We start from the raw sequence: 17,528 nt of genomic DNA on the forward strand, positions 1-17,528 counted from the left end.
CCCCTTCCCCGCGTTAGCCTGGAGCGTCATACTCCGGCCGGCTCAGTAGAGGGGCGCAAAGTTCCCGTGCGCATCGCCAGGTTCTCCATCGACGGCAACGTCGCGTTCGGCGCGGTCGAGGGCGACAGCCCTCCTGGATCGACCGACGGGCTCGTCCTCGACATCATCAAGGGCATCCCCTTCACGGACTTCGAACTCTCCGGTACGAAGCTGCCGCTGAGCAAGGTCAGGCTGCTCCCGCCGGTGCTCCCGAACAAGGTCGTGGCCTTCGGCCGCAACTACGCGGAGCACGCGAAGGAACTCGGCAACGAGGTGCCCGACGCCCCGTTCGCCTTCTTCAAGCCGTCCACCTCGGTGATCGGCCCAGGCGACGAGATCGCGTACCCCTCCTTCTCGCAGGAACTGCACCACGAGGCCGAGCTGGCCGTGGTCATCGGCCGGATGTGCCGCGAGGTCCCGCGCGAGCGCGTCAAGGACGTCATCCTCGGCTACACCTGCGCCAACGACGTCACCGCGCGCGACGTACAGAAGCGCGAGAAGCAGTGGGCGAGGGCCAAGGGCTTCGACTCCTCGTGCCCGCTCGGCCCCTGGGTGGAGACGGATCTCGACCCCTCCGACCTGACGATCCAGTGCACGGTCAACGGCCAACAGCGCCAACTGGGGCGTACGAGCGAGATGATCCACCCCATCGAGGATCTGATCGTGAACATCACGGAGGCCATGACGCTGCTCCCCGGCGACGTGATCCTCACGGGCACCCCGGCAGGGGTCGGCCCGCTCAGTGTCGGCGACGAGGTCGCCGTCACCATCGAAGGCATCGGCACTCTCACCAACAAGGTGATCAAGCGTGGCTAACGCGAACGTCCGCGTACGTTTCTGTCCCTCGCCGACCGGCAACCCCCATGTGGGCCTGGTCCGCACCGCCCTGTTCAACTGGGCGTTCGCCCGCCACCACGGCGGCACCCTGGTCTTCCGCATCGAGGACACCGACGCGGCCCGCGACTCCGAGGAGTCCTACGAGCAGCTGCTGGACTCCATGCGCTGGCTCGGCTTCGACTGGGACGAGGGCCCCGAGATCGGCGGGCCGCACGCGCCGTACCGGCAGTCGCAGCGGATGGACATCTACAAGGACGTCGCCCGCAAGCTCCTGGACGCCGGCCACGCGTACTACTGCTACTGCTCGACGGCGGAACTGGACGCCCGCCGCGAGGCCGCCCGCGCGGCCGGCAAGCCCTCCGGCTACGACGGCCACTGCCGCGCGCTCACCGATGAGCAGATCGCCGCGTACAAGACCGAGGACCGCGAGCCCATCGTCCGCTTCCGCATGCCCGACGAGGCGATCACCTTCACCGACCTGGTCCGCGGCGAGCTGACGTTCACCCCGGAAAACGTTCCGGACTACGGGATCGTTCGAGCCAACGGAGCGCCCCTCTACACGCTCGTGAACCCCATCGACGACGCCCTCATGGAGATCACCCACATCCTGCGCGGCGAGGACCTGCTGTCCTCCACCCCGCGGCAGATCGCCCTCTACAAGGCACTGATCGAGCTGGGCATCGCCAAGTCCGTACCGGCCTTCGGGCACCTGCCGTACGTGATGGGCGAGGGCAACAAGAAGCTCTCCAAGCGGGACCCGCAGTCCTCGCTGAACCTCTACAGGGAGCGCGGTTTCCTCCCGGAGGGCCTGCTCAACTACCTCTCCCTGCTGGGCTGGTCGCTCTCCGCCGACCAGGACGTCTTCTCGATCGACGAGATGGTCGCGGCCTTCGACATCAAGGACGTCGTCCCGAACCCGGCCCGCTTCGACCTGAAGAAGTGCGAGGCGATCAACGCCGATCACATCAGGCGGCTGGACGTCAAGGCGTTCATCGAGGCGTGCGGGCCGTGGCTGAAGGCACCGCACGCACCGTGGGCGCCGGAGGACTTCGACCAGGCCAGGTGGGAGGCGATCGCCCCCCACGCCCAGACACGCCTGACGGTCCTGTCCGACATCACGAAGAACGTCGACTTCCTGTTCCTGAAGGAGCCCGTCGAGGACGAGGCGTCCTGGACGAAGGCTATGAAGGAGGGCTCGGACGCGCTCCTGCGCACGGCCCGCGCGAAGCTGGAATCCGCGGACTGGACATCGCCGGAGTCCCTGAAGAACGCCGTCCTCGCGGCCGGCGAGGAGCACGGCCTCAAACTGGGCAAGGCCCAGGCCCCCGTCCGCGTAGCCGTCACCGGCCGCACGGTGGGTCTCCCCCTCTTCGAGTCCCTGGAAGTCCTGGGCAAGGACAAGACCCTGTCCCGCATCGACGCGGCCCTGACGAAGCTGGCCGTGTAGCGCACCGTGCAAGGAGGGGCGGCACCGACGCCGGTGCCGCCCCTCCGCGTTGCGTGCCCGACGGGGAATGGCGGCGCAGCGCCCAGTTTCGGGAAGGGGCGGGGCTGGGGAAGGTCACACCATGACGATCAGAGCCGTGGTCTGGGATGTGGACGACACGATCTTCGACTACACCGCGGCCGACCGGGCCGGAATGCGCGGGCATCTGGCGGCCGAGGGCCTGCTCGAGGGGTACGCGTCCGTGAAGCAGGCGCTCCGGCGGTGGCGGGAGATCACCGATCAGCAGTGGGCCAGGTTCGCGGCCGGAGAGGCCTCCTTCGAGGGGCAGCGGCGGGACCGGGTGCGGGCCTTCCTGGGGGAGGAGCTGACCGATGCCGAGGCCGACGCCTGGTTCCTGCGGTACATCGACCACTACGAGGCTGCCTGGGAGCTCTTCCCGGACGTGCTGCCCGCGCTCGACATCCTCGCCGTCAGCCACCGACACGCCGTGCTGTCCAACTCCAGTCTCCACGTCCAGGATCGCAAGCTCCGCGTCCTTGGTGTATATGACCGCTTCGAGGCGGTGTTGTGCGCGGCCGAGCTCGGCGTCTCCAAACCGGAGGCCCAGGCCTTCCACGCCGCCTGCGAGGCACTCGCGCTGCCCCCGCACCAGGTCGCATACGTCGGTGATCACCCGGAGATCGACGGACAAGGCGCGGCCGACGCAGGGCTCTTCTCGGTCTTGATCGACCGCACGGGCGTGAGTGCGGTCACCGGCGCGGGCCCGGACGCCGGTGCACAGGCGGCTCCGGATCAGCCCGCCGGCCTGCGCCGCATCACCTCACTGGCCGAACTCCCCGCGATCCTCGGGGCCGATACCCGTTTTGGAGCGCCGTCCACCTTCGGGTAATGTTCTTCCTGCGCCCACCGGGAGCAGGTCGAACGGCCGGACCCGGAAGCGCAAACTAAGACAAGATCCCCGCCGGGGGTTGCGTTTCAATGGCCTATGGTGTAATTGGCAGCACGACTGATTCTGGTTCAGTTAGTCTAGGTTCGAGTCCTGGTAGGCCAGCTCGCAGAGCTCATCTGCAAAGCCCCCGTTGTGTAGCGGCCTAGCACGCCGCCCTCTCAAGGCGGTAGCGCCGGTTCGAATCCGGTCGGGGGTACAGATCCTTCCCAGGGAGACAGTCCGGGTCGCACCCACTGCTTCTCATGCAGGATCGCTAGGGCCCCCGTTGTGTAGCGGCCTAGCACGCCGCCCTCTCAAGGCGGTAGCGCCGGTTCGAATCCGGTCGGGGGTACAAACTGGTCTAAACCACTTTGGTCTATGGTGTAATTGGCAGCACGACTGATTCTGGTTCAGTTAGTCTAGGTTCGAGTCCTGGTAGACCAGCTCGGATCTGCGGAAACGCAAGATCCTCGCCCCCGTTGTGTAGCGGCCTAGCACGCCGCCCTCTCAAGGCGGTAGCGCCGGTTCGAATCCGGTCGGGGGTACATGACGAAGAAGCCCTCCCCAACAGGGGAGGGCTTCTTCGCGTTGACTCTTCGTGCTGAGTTGAACGGCAGGACAACCTCAACTCCAGCCGATCGCTGCGGCGTTGAAGCGACCGGTCGGATCGACTCGGGGTGTCAGCCGGTGCGGCGTAGCGCCTCCGAGAGGCGGGCGGCCGCGTCGATGACGGCCTGGGCGTGCATCCGGCCCGGGTGCCGGGTCAGGCGCTCGATCGGCCCGGAGACCGAGACGGCGGCCACCACCCGATTCGAGGGCCCGCGCACCGGCGCAGAGACGGACGCGACGCCCGGCTCGCGCTCACCGATCGACTGAGCCCAGCCCCGGCGCCGTACGCCCGACAGTGCTGTCGCCGTGAAGCGGGCGCCCTGCAGGCCACGGTGCAGGCGCTCCGGCTCCTCCCAGGCCATCAGGATCTGGGCCGAGGAACCCGCCTTCATGGTGAGCGTCGAGCCGACCGGGACCGTGTCCCTGAGGCCCGACAGGCGCTCCGCCGCGGCGACGCAGATACGCATGTCGCCCTGGCGGCGGTAGAGCTGCGCGCTCTCGCCCGTGACGTCACGGAGGTGCGTGAGGACCGGCCCTGCGGTGGCGAGGAGGCGGTCCTCACCGGCCGCCGCGGCCAGCTCGGCCAGCCGCGGACCGAGAATGAAACGGCCCTGCATGTCCCGCGCCACCAAGCGGTGGTGCTCAAGTGCCACGGCGAGACGATGCGCCGTGGGTCGTGCCAGTCCGGTCGCCGCGACCAGGCCCGCGAGGGTGGCCGGACCGGACTCCAGAGCGCTCAGGACAAGGGCTGCCTTGTCCAGAACGCCGACGCCGCTACTGTTGTCCATGCAACGATACTCGCGTCTCACTCTGTGAAACGCAAGTTCAATTTTCCGTGGAACGCGCCACCCTGTACGTACAACGGCCCGTAGACCAGCGGGCCCGGCGGCAGACGTCCGGTGCGGGGGTGACGGACGCGGCCATCCCGAAGTCTCTAGTTGGGCCGGCGCCATACAGGCCGGCCGGAGGGAAAGCGATGGGTAGGACACTCGCGGAGAAGGTCTGGGACGACCATGTCGTCCGGCGCGCGGAGGGCGAGCCCGACCTTCTCTTCATCGATCTGCACCTGCTGCACGAGGTGACCAGCCCGCAGGCCTTCGACGGCCTCCGCAAGGCGGGGCGCCCCGTGCGCCGCCTCGACCTCACCATCGCGACCGAGGATCACAACACTCCGACCCTCGACATCGACAAGCCCATCGCCGACCCGGTCTCGCGCGTCCAGCTGGAGACGCTGCGCAAGAACTGCGCCGAGTTCGGCGTTCGCCTGCACCCGCTCGGCGACGTCGAGCAGGGCGTCGTCCACGTCGTGGGACCCCAGCTGGGACTGACGCAGCCCGGCATGACCGTGGTCTGCGGCGACTCGCACACCTCCACGCACGGCGCCTTCGGTGCTCTGGCGTTCGGCATCGGTACCTCCCAGGTCGAGCATGTGCTGGCCACCCAGACGCTGCCGCTGGCCCGCCCGAAGACCATGGCCATCACGGTCGACGGTGAACTGCCCGAGGACGTCACGGCCAAGGACCTGATCCTGGCGATCATCGCCAAGATCGGTACGGGCGGCGGCCAGGGCTACATCCTGGAGTACCGCGGCTCCGCCATCGAGAAGCTCTCGATGGAGGCCCGGATGACCATCTGCAACATGTCGATCGAGGCCGGTGCCCGTGCGGGCATGATCGCCCCCGACGAGACCACCTTCGAGTACATCAGGGGCCGCGCCCACGCCCCCGAGGGCGAGGACTGGGACGCCGCCGTCGCGTACTGGAAGACCCTCAAGTCGGACGAGGATGCGGAATTCGACGAGGAGGTCGTCATCGACGCCGCCTCCCTCGCGCCGTTCGTCACCTGGGGCACCAATCCCGGTCAGGGCTCGCCGCTTTCGGCGTCCGTCCCCGACCCTGCTTCGTACGAGGACGCTTCGGAGCGCCATGCCGCCGAAAAGGCCCTGGAATACATGGGGTTGACCGCAGGGCAGCCGCTGCGCGACATCAAGGTCGACACCGTCTTCGTAGGCTCCTGCACCAACGGCCGTATCGAGGACCTGCGTGCTGCTGCCGCGATCGTCGAGGGCCGCAAAGTCGCCGACGGCGTACGGATGCTGGTCGTTCCCGGCTCCGCGCGGGTGGGGTTGCAGGCCGTCGAGGAGGGACTGGACCTCGTCTTCAAGGAGGCCGGCGCCGAATGGCGGCACGCGGGCTGCTCGATGTGCCTGGGCATGAACCCCGACCAGCTGGCCCCCGGTGAGCGCTCCGCGTCCACCTCCAACCGCAACTTCGAAGGCAGGCAGGGCAAGGGCGGTCGTACGCACCTGGTCTCGCCGCAGGTCGCCGCCGCCACCGCCGTGCTCGGCCACCTGGCGTCCCCCGCCGACCTGAACGACCAGTCTGCCGTCCGTACGCCCGCTGGAGTCTGAGAACCATGGCCATGGAAGCATTCACCACACACACCGGACGGGCCGTCCCGCTGCGCCGCAGCAACGTCGACACCGACCAGATCATCCCCGCCCACTGGCTCAAGAAGGTCACCAGGGACGGCTTCGAGGACGGACTGTTCGAGGCCTGGCGCAAGGACCCGTCCTTCATCCTCAACCAGCCCGAGCGCAAGGGCGCCACGGTCCTCGTCGCGGGTCCCGACTTCGGTACGGGTTCCTCGCGCGAGCACGCCGTGTGGGCGCTGCAGAACTATGGCTTCAAGGCCGTCATCTCGTCGCGTTTCGCCGACATCTTCCGCGGCAACTCGCTCAAGAACGGTCTGCTCACGGTCGTTCTGGAGCAGAAGATCGTGGATGCGCTGTGGGAACTCACGGAGAACGACCCGCAGGCTGAGGTCACTGTTGACCTTGAGGCGCGTGAGGTTCGCGCGGAGGGCATCACCGCCTCCTTCGAGCTCGACGAGAACGCCCGCTGGCGGCTGCTGAACGGGCTCGACGACATCAGCATCACGCTCCAGAGCGAGGCGGACATCGCCACGTACGAGTCCAAGCGGCCCGCCTACAAGCCGCGGACGCTCCAAGTCTGAGCGGACGCTCTGGGTCTCGGAGTCTGTAGGACGAACGGACCCAAGCCCGCAAGGCTGATTCCAGCCACCTCAATAGGCCTCAGTACCCCCAATCGTGGACGGTTGGGGGTACTGCCGTATGTGCCGGAGGACGAGGTCAGCGGCCTGTTCTGATTGGCTTCAACTCCCCTTGTTTCAAGGGGGTTTGTTGGGGTAGTCGAGCCTTGGCACAGCCTTGTGCGGAGGGACGCGGGAAGCGCCTGGGAGGCGGCAGTTACCCCCACCGCAGGCGACAACTCGCCCCAGATGGCACAATCTGTGCATGGAACACGACGGCCAACTCGAGCTCTATACGGCAGTCGCGTCCCAACTCAAGGAAGCGCACGCAAGGGTGCGCGCACTGCAAGTCCCGGAGGGCGTACGGATGGCGCTGACCCGGAAGCTGCTGGTCATTACGGCCGTGGCCAAGCACGATCTCGCCGATGCGACAAGGCGTCTGGAGCGGTTCATCGCGGACCTCGATGAGGGGCGATTCCCCGAAGAAGGTCTCTGAGGAACTCCGCGACAGTCCTGGTTCGTTGCGGCACTAGGGTGATTAGCCCGTTTCGTGTTTGATTTGCGGTATATATCTGCCTAACGTGCGAAATGCTTGAACACTTTCGTTCTGGCAATGTCTCCGAAGGGGAAGACGTGAACAAGGCGCAGCTCGTAGAAGCGATTGCGGACAAGGTCGGCGGGCGTCAGCAGGCCGCCGACGCGGTCGACGCCGTACTGGACGCCGTGGTCCGTGCGGTTGTCGCAGGGGAACGGGTCTCGGTCACCGGTTTCGGTTCCTTCGAGAAGGTCGATCGTCCGGCCCGCTATGCACGTAACCCCCAGACCGGGGAGCGTGTTCGGGTCAAGAAGACCTCCGTGCCGCGGTTCCGCGCGGGCCAGGGTTTCAAGGACCTGGTGAGCGGTTCGAAGAAACTCCCGAAGCACGATGTGGCGGTCAAGAAGGCGCCCAAGGGCAGCCTGTCCGGAGGCGCTGCCGCCACGGTCAAGAAGGCGGCGGCCAAGAGGACCGCCGCCAAGAAGGCGGCGACGCCCGCCAAGAAGACCACGGCCAGGAAGACGACCGCCGCCAAGAAGGCGACGACCGCCAAGACCGCGGCCAAGACGACCACCACCAAGAAGGCGGCGACCGGCAAGACCGCTGCGGCCAAGAAGACCGCCGCCAAGAAGGGGGCTGCCAAGAAGGCGCCCGCGAAGAAGTCGACGGCGCGCAAGACCACCGCCAAGAAGACCACCGCCCGCCGGTAGACAGGGCGCTGGGACACTCACGCGCCGGGCCGGGCTCCACACGGAAGAGAGCCCGGCCCGCGGCGTATTCAGAGATCTTGGGGCTTCGGTGCGGCCCTGAGGGTCTTCAGGGGGTTATCAGGGCGTCATCAGGGCGTCTTCAAGGGGCTTCAGAGGGTCTGCAGCGTGACCAGAGTGATCCGGCGCGCGTCCCCCTCGCCCTCCGTCTCGATCCGCACCCGCTGCCCCGGCCGCAACAGCCTGAGCCCGCCCGCCTCGAACGCAGGGCCGTCGAAGGGCACCGGAGTGCCGTCGTCGAGCAGCACCTGACCGCTACGGGTCTCAGGGTCGTACGTATACGCGGTCGCCTGCATGAGGCCCAGACTAGGCGACGTTCAACGCCGCGACCGCCGCCGCCGTGCGCGGGCCCACGCCCAGGGCCACAGCCGCTCGCAGGTCGTCGCCGGTGTCCACGTCCTGACGTACGGAATCCACTGCGTCCAGGGGGAGTTCCACGGCGCCCGAGGCCCGGTGGCGGGTGCGGGAATCCGGGCCGAATGCGGGGAGCAATTCACGGTCCGCGGACGCGGTCAGCAGAGTCGTGCCGGTTCCAGCGGCATCCGCGAGAAAGGCGCGAGGGAATTCGGAGGCCGCGTCGAGGACGCGGGCCAATTCCGGGGGGCGCAGTGCGGGGAGATCGGCGTTCAGGGCCGCCAGAGGGCTCTCGGGGCTTTGGGAGCGTACGAGCGACGCCCCGTGTGCGAGGGCGGCGTTCAGGCCGCCCGCGGGTTCGTCCGGGACGATCCGGGCGCCCAGCGCGGCCAGTTCGCGGCCGGCCAGTACGTCGTCCGTGACGACCGCCACATCGCGTACCGCGGCACAGGCGAGGGCCGCCGCCACGGTGTCCTGCGCGAAGGCGAGGGCGAGCCCGGGGCGCAGTCCGTCGGCGGCGGTGTCCGACAGCCTGCTCTTCGCCCGCGTGAGGGCTTTCAGGGGTATGACCAAGGTCCACTGCACCAGCGATCCATCCCTCTCTTGTCGCGCCCATTGTGACCTGGACAGTGAGTGAGACACCCTGGCGGGGCCGGTCCCGGGAGCGCAGGGCGCGAAGCTCCTTGCCAGGGCAGTGGTGGGAGACGGGCGGGCGTACGGTGTTCTCGACAGACCGTCGGCCTGGAGCGACACTTGTGCGGCCCACCCAGGTCCTGGAGGAAGGTGTCCGCGTGCCCCGCCGCAGAATCGGCTTCTGGTACCGCTTCGCAGCGGTCCTCTGCAAACCACCGCTGGTGGTTCTGGTCAAGCGGGATTGGCGTGGAATGGAGAACATTCCGGCCGAGGGCGGATTTATCACCGCGGTGAACCACAATTCTCATGCGGATCCGTTCGCCTACGCGCATTACCAGTACAACACCGGGCGCGTTCCACGTTTTCTGGCGAAGGCCGGGCTTTTCAAAAAAGGATTCGTCGGGGCCGCGATGCGCGGTACTGGACAGATTCCCGTGTACCGCGAGAGCACCGACGCGCTGAGCGCCTTCCGGGCCGCTATCGACGCTGTGGAACGCGGAGAGTGCGTCGCCTTCTATCCGGAAGGCACCATTACGCGCGATCCCGGCCAGTGGCCCATGATCGGCAAGACCGGTGCCGCACGCGTCGCGCTGCAGACCAAGTGCCCGGTGATTCCGGTCGCCCAGTGGGGAGCCAACCTGCTGCTGCCGCCATACGCCAAGAAACTCAACGTCCTTCCCCGCAAGACCCATCACGTGCTCGCGGGCCCCCCGGTGGATCTGTCGCGCTTCTACGACAAGGAGATGACCCCGGAGGTCCTGAAGGAGGCCACCGAGGTCATCATGGCGGCGATCACCGCCCAGCTCGAGGTGATCCGCGGCGAGAAGGCGCCCCAGCCGCCGTACGACCCGAAGCAGGTACGCATCGAGCAGCGGCGCAGGGCGCAGGCCCACGAAACGCGGCCACACGAAAAGACAGAACAGGAAGAGGGGCACGGCAAGTGACGACATCCGGCAAGCCCGTCAGGGCGGCCGTCTTCGGGACCGGATCGTGGGGCACGGCCTTCGGCATGGTGCTCGCCGACGCCGGATGCGAGGTGACCCTGTGGGGACGGCGGGCCGACCTCGCCGAAGCGGTCAACTCCACGCGTACGAACCCCGACTACCTGCCGGGCATCGAACTCCCCGAGAACCTGCGCGCCACCACGGACGCGGCGGAAGCGGCGCACGACGCCGACTTCACCGTGCTTGCCATCCCCTCGCAGACGCTGCGCGGAAACCTCGCCGAATGGACCGGGCTGCTCGCGCCCGGCACCGTCCTCGTCTCGCTCATGAAGGGCGTCGAACTCGGTTCCGCGATGCGGATGAGCGAGGTCATCGAGGACGTCGCCAAGGTCGGCGCGGACCGCATAGCGGTCGTCACCGGACCCAACCTCGCCCGGGAGATCGCCGCCCGGATGCCGGCCGCCGCGGTGGTCGCGTGCAGCGACGAGGCGGTGGCCCAGCGCCTCCAGGCCGCCTGCCACACGCCTTACTTCCGCCCGTACACCAACACCGACGTGGTCGGCTGCGAACTCGGCGGCGCCATCAAGAACGTGATCGGCCTCGCCGTCGGTATCGCGGACGGCATGGGGCTCGGCGACAACGCCAAGGGTTCACTCATCACCCGCGGCTTGGCGGAGACGACCCGCCTCGGCCTCGCCATGGGCGCCGACCCGCTGACGTTCTCCGGACTCGCGGGCCTGGGCGACCTCGTGGCCACCTGCTCCTCACCGCTCTCGCGCAACCACACCTTCGGCACCAACCTGGGCAAGGGCATGACCCTTCAGGAGACCATCGCGGTCACCAAACAGACCGCAGAGGGCGTCAAATCCTGTGAGTCCGTGCTGGATCTGGCCCACCGCCACGGCGTCGACATGCCCATCACGGAGATGGTCGTCGGCATCGTCCACGACGGCAAGCCGCCCGTGGTCGCCCTCAAGGAGCTGATGGCGCGCAGCGCCAAGCCGGAGCGGCACTGACACTCGGGAGCCCGGCGGGCGCTGACTCACCGCACTACCAACGGGTACTCTCAACGCGATATGAGCACCGAGAACCTCCCCCAGAGCCCTGGGCAGAAGCCTCGTAAGCCGCGTGTGGCCGTCGTGTTCGGCGGCCGCAGCTCCGAACACGGGATCTCCATCGTCACCGCCGGCGCCGTCCTGCGCGCCATCGACCGGACGAAGTACGACGTCCTGCCGATCGGCATCACCCAGGACGGCCGCTGGGCCCTCACGGCGGACGAGCCGGAGCGGATGGCCATCATCGACCGGCGCCAGCCGAGCGTGGAGCAGCTCGCCGAGTCCGACGAGGGCGGGGTGATCCTCCCCGTCGACCCCTCCAACCGCGAAGTCGTCTACAGCGAACCCGGTTCGGTCCCCAAGGCGCTCGGCGAGGTGGACATCGTCTTCCCGGTGCTGCACGGCCCGTACGGCGAGGACGGCACCCTCCAGGGCCTCCTGGAGCTGTCCGGTGTCCCGTACGTCGGCTCGGGCGTGCTCGCTTCGGCCGTCGGCCAGGACAAGGAGTACATGAAGCGGGTGTTCACCTCCTTCGGGCTGCCCGTCGGCCCGTACACGGTGATCCGCCCCAGCGAGTGGGAGCGCGACGAAGCGGCGGCCCGCAGGAAGATCGTCGACTTCGCGGGCGAGCACGGCTGGCCGCTTTTCGTGAAGCCCGCGCGCGCGGGGTCGTCCATCGGCATCACCAAGGTCGACGATCTGGGCGGTCTCGACGAGGCGATCGCGGCGGCCCAGCAGCACGACCCGAAGATCATCGTGGAGGCGCTGCTGCGCGGTCGCGAGATCGAGTGCGGGGTCCTGGAGTTCGAGGACGGGCCGCGCGCCTCGGTGCCCGCCGAGATTCCGCCGGTGCAGTCGCACGCGTACTACGACTTCGAGGCGAAGTACATCGACTCGACTCCCGGCATCGTGCCCGCCCCGCTGACCCCCGAGCAGACCGCCGAGGTCCAGCGGCTCGCCGTCGAGGCCTTCGAGGCCGCGTCCTGCGAGGGCCTGGTGCGCGCGGACTTCTTCCTCACCGAGGACGGCGGGTTCGTGGTCAACGAGATCAACACGATGCCCGGCTTCACGCCCATCTCCATGTACCCGCAGATGTGGGAGGCGACCGGCGTGCCCTACCAGGAGTTGGTGGACCGCTTGATCCAGGCTGCGCTGCGCCGGCCTACAGGGCTGCGCTAAAACGCACCCGCAGTTTTCTCAGTCGGCGATCCCCTCGGGGATCGCCTTCTTGACGGCCGAGGCCAGGTCGACAAGAACGGCGGACGTGTCCTGCCCTTCGCGCACGGTCACCTCGACGTACGCGACGCGCGAAGCGCTGGTGAAACGGTACGACCCGTTGTCCCCCTCCTCCATCAGCCAGTCGACGCCGTTCACCCCGCCGGCGACCGCGTCGGGGTCATGGCCCTCAGCGACCTTCGGGTCGGTCATCTTCGGCGGCCGTTCGACACCGCAGCGCAGTATGATCGCCGGGCCTCCCCAGCCCGCGGTCAGCGTGGACCGGGGCTCGGGATCCTCCCGGTCGAGACCGTCCACCTTAGGCGGCAGCCGTTCGTCCAGGTTCTGGCACAGCTTGGTGACCAACGTGCCCGGGCTGGGAACCGCGGCCGACGCGCTGTCGTCTGCCGAGGAGCAGCCTGTGGCGAAGATCAGCAGGACAAGGGCGGGATGACCGAACAGCCGGGAACGGAACAAGTTCACCGGCACAGGGTAGACGGGGGCTACAGGTGCACCACCGGGCAGGTCAGGGTACGGGTGATGCCGTCCACTTGCTGGACTTTCGCGACCACCAAGCGGCCGAGATCGTCAACGGTGTCGGCTTGGGCCCGCACGATCACGTCGTAAGGTCCGGTCACGTCCTCGGCCTGGATCACCCCCGAAATCTTGCTGATCGTCTCAGCGACGGTCGACGCTTTGCCGACCTCCGTCTGGATCAGGATGTACGCCTGTACCACGGAACCTCCAGGGCGGCCACGAGGATCATGTGGGGAAAAGGAACGCCACGGTATCGCGTCGCCGCTCACCGCGGGGAGACCCGCGGGGGCCGATCTTGCACGCCGAGGTGCACGAACGACAGAAGTTGCCGGTCGACTCGACCGTACCCAGGTCCGTGACAGCTCGCGACCGGGCGGCGCCAAGTGACAGGCCGGGCAGCGGCAGTAACAGAAGGAGACGTACGACAATGAAGGGAACCGTGGGCGAGTTGGGGGAGTTCGGGCTCATCAAGGAGCTCACCTCACGGCTCACCACCACCCCGGCGGTACGGGTCGGGCCGGGCGACGACGCCGCCGTGGTGGCCGCTCCCGACCGCAGGGTCGTGGCGAGCACCGACATCCTCCTGGAGGGGCGGCACTTCCGCCGCGACTGGTCCACGGCGTACGACGTCGGGCGCAAGGCGGCGGCGCAGAACCTCGCGGACATCGCCGCCATGGGCGCCGTACCCACCGCGCTGCTGCTCGGCCTGGTCGTCCCGGCCGAGCTCCCGGCCACCTGGCCCTCCGAGCTGATGGACGGCCTGCGCGACGAGTGCCAGGTGGCGGGCGCGGCCGTGGTCGGCGGCGATGTCGTGCGCGGTGACACCATCATGGTCTCGATCACCGCGCTCGGCGATCTGCGCAACCACGAGCCGGTCACCCGCGCGGGCGCCCAGCCCGGTGATGTCGTCGCCGTCACGGGCTGGCTGGGCTGGTCCGCGGCCGGCCACGCGGTGCTCTCGCGCGGTTTCCGCTCGCCGCGCGCCTTCGTCGAGGCCCACCGGCGGCCCGAACCGCCGTACCACGCGGGCCCCGCGGCCGCCGGGCTGGGCGCGACCTCGATGACAGACGTCAGCGACGGGCTGATCGCCGACCTCGGGCACATCGCGGAAGCCAGCAAGGTACGGATCGACGTCCGCTCCGGCGCCGTCGACATCCCCTCGCAGATGAACGACATCGGGCAGGCCGTCGGCGTCGATCCGCTCCAGTGGGTGCTCACCGGCGGCGAGGACCACGCGATCGTCGCCACCTTCCCCTCGGATGTGAAGCTGCCCGCACGCTGGAAGGTGATCGGCGAGGTCCTCAACCCCTCGGCGCTGCCCCAGGTCACCGTCGACGGGGCGGCGTGGACCAGCAAGGGCGGCTGGGATCACTTCGCGGACATCGAGTCATGAGCGCTCCGCCGCGTGTGCTGACGGTCGCGGGTTCCGACTCCGGTGGAGGGGCCGGAATCCAGGCCGACTTGAAGACGATGCTGGCTTTCGGCGTGCATGGCATGAGCGTGCTCACGGCGGTCACCGCCCAGAACTCCCTTGGTGTGCAAGGCGCTTGGGAGCTTCCGGTGGAGGCAGTGCGGGCCCAGTACCGCAGCGTGGTCGACGACATCGGGGTGCAGGCGGTCAAGACCGGGATGCTGGCCTCGACCGAACTCGTCGAGACCGTCGCCGAGTTGATCGGTGGCACGGACGCGCCCGCGGTCATCGACCCGGTCGGCGTCTCCAAGCACGGCGACTCCCTGCTGGCCGAGGACGCCCTGGATTCCCTACGCACAAAGCTGCTGCCCGTCGCCACCGTGGCCACCCCGAACCTCGACGAGGTCGCCCAACTCACGGGCGTACGGGTCCAGTCGGAGGACGGGATGCGGCGAGCCGCGGCGGCCCTGCTCTCCTACGGGCCGCAGTGGGCCCTCATCAAGGGCGGCCATCTCGTAGGTGACGCCGTGGACTTCCTCACCGACGGCTCCGAGGAGCACTGGCTGCGTGCTCCCCGTCTCGACAACCGGCACACCCACGGCACCGGCTGCACGCTGGCGTCCGCCATCGCCTCGGGGCTGGCGAAGGGGCGGTCCGTGCCGGAGGCGGTGGCCGCGGCCAAGGAGTACGTCACCGGGGCGATCGCGGCGGGGTTCGCGCTGGGGAGCGGGATCGGGCCGGTGGATCATGGGTGGCGGTGGGCGGCGGGACGGCGCGCGTAAGCGTTCGCGTAAACCTTTGCGCGCCGTCCGGGGCACAGCAAAAAGCCGGCCCACCCTCCGGTGGACCGGCCATGCAGCGAACCAGCAGTGGCCGCGCGCTAGCAGAGCGTCAGCGCGAGACCTTGCCGGCCTTGATGCACGAGGTGCAAGCGTTCACGCGCTTCGGCGTCCCGCCCACCACGGTACGGACGCGCTGGATGTTCGGGTTCCAGCGACGGGACGTACGGCGGTGCGAGTGCGAGATGTTGTTGCCGAAGCCCGGCCCCTTGCCGCAGACGTCGCAGTTGGCAGCCACGGGTCACTCCAAAGACTTCAGATGCTCTTACGGTTGATCCCGGCATGCCGGAATCAGGATCTAGGAATCCAGGATCTGAGTGGCGGTGCCAGGGGAAGGCCCGATCGGATCGGGCAACCGGAGCAGCATACAACGACTGCGTCCGTGCAACGAAACTACCATGGTCGGCCCGGGGTCCGCCCCGGCCCACTACCGGCGGAAACCTGACCCGGGTCTACGCTGCGTCCCACGTTCGCTGCTCAAGGAGGCGCAGGTGCCGCAGGTGCCGCAGACACTGGACGCGCTCGCGGTGCGCGCCTGGTGCGGACTCGCGCTCGAGGCACTCGGCCGCGCGCGCGAGGAGATCGACGCGATCAACGTCTATCCGGTCGCGGACGGGGACACCGGTACCAATCTGTATCTGACCGTGGAGTCGGCGGCCGGGGCGGTCGAGGCGGTGTTCGCGGCGCACGACGCGGTCTCCGGTGGTGCCTCCGAGGCCTCTGGCGCTTCCGGTGCCTCTGGCGAAGGAGTGGCGGGGGCGGTCGAGCGGCCGACGCTCGCCGACGCGGTGCTTGCGATGGCCCACGGTGCGCTCATCGGGGCCCGGGGGAACTCCGGGACGATCCTCGCGCAGCTCCTGCGGGGCATGGCCCAGGTGCTCTCCGCCGACGGCGAGACCGCCCGCACCGACGGCCAGGGACTGCGGCTCGCCTTCAGGCAGGCGGCCGACTCGGCACGGCATGCCGTCGCGCACCCCGTCGAGGGCACGGTCCTCACGGTCGCCTCGGCCGCCGCGGACGCGGCCTCCGGGGCAGAGGGCGACTGCGGGGCGGTGGCACGGGCGGCGTACGAGGGCGCTCGGGCCGCCCTGGCGGCGACTCCGGGGCAGTTGGCGGCCCTGAAGCGGGCCGGAGTGGTGGACGCGGGCGGGCGCGGGCTCGTGGCCGTACTGGCGGCGCTGGTCGAGACGTTCACGGGGGAGGCGCCCCGTGCCTCGGGGGCGGTGCCGGTTCTCATGGGGCACGCGCGCGTGGAAGCCGCTGCCGTGGAGCCGCTCGGAGACGTGGGGGAGTGCGCGGACCCGGCCCCGGCTCCGGAGGAGGGCGGGCCCGCGTTCGAGGTGATCTATCTCCTGGAGGCGGAGGACGCCGCTGTGGACCGGCTGCGGGAGCGGCTCGACGGGCTGGGCGACTCGCTCGTCGTGGTCGGCGGTGACGGGCTGTGGAACGTCCATGTGCACGTCGACGACGCGGGCGCGGCCGTGGAAGCGGGCGTCGAGGCCGGGCGGCCGTACCGGATCCGGATCACGCACTTCGGGGCCGGTGACGCGCATATGGCGGGCGCCGCCGGGCGGCCGGTCCGTGAGCGGGTGCAGCGCGCGGTCGTGGCCGTGGTCCCCGGAGAGGGGCTGGCCGGGCTGTACACCGAAGCCGGCGCGACCACCGTCCTCGCGCGCCCGGAGGAGCCGCCCGCGAGCGGAGAGCTCGTCGAGGCGATACGGCGGGCCCACGCGCGCGAGGTGGTGCTGTTGCCCAACGACGCCGAACTGCGGCACACGGCTGCCGCTGCGGCCGAGCAGGTCCGCGCGGACGGAGTCCGGGTCGCCCTGATCCCCACGCGTTCCGCGGTGCAGGGGATCGCGGCGCTCGCCGTGCACGAGCCGGAGCGGCGCTTCGACGAGGACGTCGTCTCGATGACCTCGGCGGCCGGGGCGACCCGCTATGCCGAACTCGCCGTCGCGGAACGGGAGTCCTGGACCATGGCCGGCATCTGCCAGGCCGGGGACATCCTGGGCCTCATAGAGGGCGATGTCGCGGTGATCGGCACCGACATCACGGCCACCGCCGAAACCGTCCTCGACCGCATGCTCTCGGCGGGCGGCGAGATGGTCACCCTGGTCCTGGGCGACGAAGCTCCCGACACGATCGCCGTCCACCTCGAAGCCCGGGTACGCGAGTCCTACCTGGCCGTCGACACGGTGGTGTACCGCGGCGGTCGACAGGGCGCGTTGCTGCTGATCGGCGTGGAGTAGCCCGGGAGCTGGGGGCGTGGGTTCGGGAAAACCGAACCGCCCGGGAGCGGATCCGACTGACCAGCGGATTTCCGG

At 69.0% G+C, this 17,528-nt stretch carries 19 protein-coding genes and 5 tRNA genes; 18 read left to right on the forward strand and 6 right to left on the reverse strand.

The genetic code is table 11. The features are described 5' to 3' along the window. Positions 1-66: 66 nt before the first annotated feature. The 8 genes from ACGFNK_RS32975 (at position 67) to ACGFNK_RS33010 (ending at position 3,796) form a co-directional block, all read left to right on the forward strand. The gene (locus ACGFNK_RS32975; protein WP_386346465.1) at positions 67-855 is read left to right on the forward strand and encodes a fumarylacetoacetate hydrolase family protein; all 789 of its coding nucleotides are present in this window, start codon (positions 67-69) and stop codon (positions 853-855) included. Next, entirely contained in the window at positions 848-2,323 is a 1,476-nt protein-coding gene (gene gltX, locus ACGFNK_RS32980; protein WP_393421768.1) for a glutamate--tRNA ligase, read from the forward strand. The genes ACGFNK_RS32975 and gltX overlap by 8 nt, the downstream gene beginning before the upstream one ends. A gap of 121 nt (positions 2,324-2,444) precedes the next feature. Further along, positions 2,445-3,212: an HAD family hydrolase gene (locus ACGFNK_RS32985; RefSeq protein ID WP_393421770.1), complete on the forward strand. Its 768-nt coding sequence runs from the start codon at positions 2,445-2,447 to the stop codon at positions 3,210-3,212. Positions 3,213-3,302: 90 nt separating this feature from the next. Continuing rightward, positions 3,303-3,374 (forward strand) — tRNA-Gln (locus tag ACGFNK_RS32990). A 21-nt stretch (positions 3,375-3,395) separates the two neighbouring features. Then, a tRNA-Glu gene (locus tag ACGFNK_RS32995) sits at positions 3,396-3,468 on the forward strand. Positions 3,469-3,530: 62 nt separating this feature from the next. After that, positions 3,531-3,603: transfer RNA gene (locus tag ACGFNK_RS33000), tRNA-Glu, on the forward strand. Between the two features lie 20 nt (positions 3,604-3,623). Beyond that, a tRNA-Gln gene (locus tag ACGFNK_RS33005) sits at positions 3,624-3,695 on the forward strand. A gap of 28 nt (positions 3,696-3,723) precedes the next feature. Then, positions 3,724-3,796: transfer RNA gene (locus ACGFNK_RS33010), tRNA-Glu, on the forward strand. Positions 3,797-3,931: 135 nt separating this feature from the next. Here the strand turns inward: ACGFNK_RS33010 and ndgR are convergent. Beyond that, on the reverse strand, positions 3,932-4,648 hold the full coding sequence (ndgR, locus tag ACGFNK_RS33015) for an IclR family transcriptional regulator NdgR (protein WP_386346468.1): 717 nt from the start codon (positions 4,646-4,648) through the stop codon (positions 3,932-3,934). Positions 4,649-4,836: 188 nt separating this feature from the next. Here ndgR and leuC point away from each other — a divergent pair, with 188 nt between their 5' ends. From leuC to ACGFNK_RS33035, 4 genes are all read left to right on the forward strand, one after another. Continuing rightward, complete coding sequence (gene leuC, locus ACGFNK_RS33020) at positions 4,837-6,270, forward strand: 3-isopropylmalate dehydratase large subunit (RefSeq protein WP_386346469.1); 1,434 nt, start codon at positions 4,837-4,839, stop codon at positions 6,268-6,270. 11 nt (positions 6,271-6,281) lie between these two features. Next, entirely contained in the window at positions 6,282-6,875 is a 594-nt protein-coding gene (leuD, locus tag ACGFNK_RS33025; RefSeq protein WP_393421951.1) for a 3-isopropylmalate dehydratase small subunit, read from the forward strand. 301 nt (positions 6,876-7,176) lie between these two features. Then, positions 7,177-7,407, forward strand: a complete 231-nt coding sequence (locus ACGFNK_RS33030; RefSeq protein ID WP_386346470.1) for a hypothetical protein — start codon at positions 7,177-7,179, stop codon at positions 7,405-7,407. A 137-nt stretch (positions 7,408-7,544) separates the two neighbouring features. Next, positions 7,545-8,156 carry an HU family DNA-binding protein gene (locus tag ACGFNK_RS33035; protein ID WP_386346471.1) on the forward strand — a complete coding sequence of 204 codons (612 nt, stop codon included), beginning with the start codon at positions 7,545-7,547 and terminating at the stop codon, positions 8,154-8,156. 149 nt (positions 8,157-8,305) lie between these two features. Here ACGFNK_RS33035 and ACGFNK_RS33040 read toward each other — a convergent pair whose 3' ends face one another. Together ACGFNK_RS33040 and cofC are read right to left on the reverse strand one after the other, a co-directional pair. After that, positions 8,306-8,509: a hypothetical protein gene (locus ACGFNK_RS33040; protein ID WP_235990986.1), complete on the reverse strand. Its 204-nt coding sequence runs from the start codon at positions 8,507-8,509 to the stop codon at positions 8,306-8,308. A 10-nt stretch (positions 8,510-8,519) separates the two neighbouring features. Continuing rightward, positions 8,520-9,152 carry a 2-phospho-L-lactate guanylyltransferase gene (cofC, locus tag ACGFNK_RS33045; protein ID WP_393421773.1) on the reverse strand — a complete coding sequence of 211 codons (633 nt, stop codon included), beginning with the start codon at positions 9,150-9,152 and terminating at the stop codon, positions 8,520-8,522. A gap of 206 nt (positions 9,153-9,358) precedes the next feature. On the opposite strand from cofC, the gene ACGFNK_RS33050 reads away from it, so the two are divergent. From ACGFNK_RS33050 to ACGFNK_RS33060, 3 genes are read left to right on the forward strand one after another with little or no spacing between them, the layout of a single operon-like run. Further along, positions 9,359-10,144: a lysophospholipid acyltransferase family protein gene (locus ACGFNK_RS33050; protein ID WP_393421775.1), complete on the forward strand. Its 786-nt coding sequence runs from the start codon at positions 9,359-9,361 to the stop codon at positions 10,142-10,144. Continuing rightward, on the forward strand, positions 10,141-11,160 hold the full coding sequence (locus ACGFNK_RS33055; RefSeq protein WP_386346474.1) for an NAD(P)H-dependent glycerol-3-phosphate dehydrogenase: 1,020 nt from the start codon (positions 10,141-10,143) through the stop codon (positions 11,158-11,160). Before ACGFNK_RS33050 ends, ACGFNK_RS33055 begins: the two co-directional genes overlap by 4 nt. A gap of 60 nt (positions 11,161-11,220) precedes the next feature. Continuing rightward, positions 11,221-12,378: a D-alanine--D-alanine ligase family protein gene (locus ACGFNK_RS33060; protein WP_393421777.1), complete on the forward strand. Its 1,158-nt coding sequence runs from the start codon at positions 11,221-11,223 to the stop codon at positions 12,376-12,378. Positions 12,379-12,396: 18 nt separating this feature from the next. Here ACGFNK_RS33060 and ACGFNK_RS33065 read toward each other — a convergent pair whose 3' ends face one another. Together ACGFNK_RS33065 and ACGFNK_RS33070 are read right to left on the reverse strand one after the other, a co-directional pair. Beyond that, a complete protein-coding gene (locus ACGFNK_RS33065; protein ID WP_393421779.1) occupies positions 12,397-12,897 on the reverse strand; it encodes a DUF3515 domain-containing protein in 501 nt (166 codons plus the stop codon). Positions 12,898-12,917: 20 nt separating this feature from the next. Continuing rightward, positions 12,918-13,151 carry an Lrp/AsnC ligand binding domain-containing protein gene (locus ACGFNK_RS33070; RefSeq protein ID WP_344392617.1) on the reverse strand — a complete coding sequence of 78 codons (234 nt, stop codon included), beginning with the start codon at positions 13,149-13,151 and terminating at the stop codon, positions 12,918-12,920. 227 nt (positions 13,152-13,378) lie between these two features. Here ACGFNK_RS33070 and ACGFNK_RS33075 point away from each other — a divergent pair, with 227 nt between their 5' ends. Both ACGFNK_RS33075 and thiD read left to right on the forward strand, forming a co-directional pair. After that, positions 13,379-14,344, forward strand: a complete 966-nt coding sequence (locus ACGFNK_RS33075; protein WP_386346477.1) for a thiamine-phosphate kinase — start codon at positions 13,379-13,381, stop codon at positions 14,342-14,344. Further along, positions 14,341-15,144, forward strand: a complete 804-nt coding sequence (gene thiD, locus ACGFNK_RS33080; RefSeq protein WP_393421781.1) for a bifunctional hydroxymethylpyrimidine kinase/phosphomethylpyrimidine kinase — start codon at positions 14,341-14,343, stop codon at positions 15,142-15,144. The genes ACGFNK_RS33075 and thiD overlap by 4 nt, the downstream gene beginning before the upstream one ends. Positions 15,145-15,253: 109 nt before the next feature. Here thiD and rpmB read toward each other — a convergent pair whose 3' ends face one another. After that, positions 15,254-15,439: a 50S ribosomal protein L28 gene (gene rpmB / locus ACGFNK_RS33085; RefSeq protein ID WP_003993230.1), complete on the reverse strand. Its 186-nt coding sequence runs from the start codon at positions 15,437-15,439 to the stop codon at positions 15,254-15,256. A gap of 253 nt (positions 15,440-15,692) precedes the next feature. Between rpmB and ACGFNK_RS33090 the strand changes: the two genes are divergently transcribed. Continuing rightward, complete coding sequence (locus tag ACGFNK_RS33090; RefSeq protein WP_393421783.1) at positions 15,693-17,453, forward strand: DAK2 domain-containing protein; 1,761 nt, start codon at positions 15,693-15,695, stop codon at positions 17,451-17,453. The last annotated feature ends 75 nt before the right edge of the window (positions 17,454-17,528 follow it).

This window comes from Streptomyces sp. NPDC048825 (assembly GCF_043198355.1).
GTDB lineage: Bacteria > Actinomycetota > Actinomycetes > Streptomycetales > Streptomycetaceae > Streptomyces > Streptomyces xiangluensis.